The following is a 320-nucleotide window of genomic DNA, read 5'->3' as shown; positions in this document are numbered from 1 at the left end:
GTTGTATATTCAACAATTGAAGTGCCGCTTGTTGCAAAGGTCGAAGGACTTTTTGCGGATCTTGGTTATGTTTGTGTGGATCACCTTCATACTGCTCAAAATAAAGCCGTAAAGTTTTTTCCACCGTTCCTGTCCCCGATAAATACACCACGAACCGTGCTTCATTCTCGAAAAAATACAGATACCTTGTTTTGTGCTCATGCTCTAATCAACAGGATAGCAATAGGCAGGATCATCTGCTTTTTCGACACGAAATCCGGCAATTTGCTTGCCTGCCTGGGATAAATGCGCACGCAACTGCTACTGCGATCATACAAACT

1 pseudogene is annotated in these 320 nt (G+C 43.1%); it reads right to left on the bottom strand.

From position 1 onward, the window contains the following. A pseudogene (locus ACFINF_RS09510) lies at positions 1-297 on the bottom strand (alpha-D-glucose phosphate-specific phosphoglucomutase); the annotation flags it as partial. Positions 298-320: the final 23 nt, after the last annotated feature.

It is taken from the genome of Bartonella sp. TS25HLJMH, from assembly GCF_042193505.1.
Classification (GTDB): domain Bacteria; phylum Pseudomonadota; class Alphaproteobacteria; order Rhizobiales; family Rhizobiaceae; genus Bartonella; species Bartonella grahamii.
This window is presented reverse-complemented; position numbering and strand designations above follow the sequence as displayed.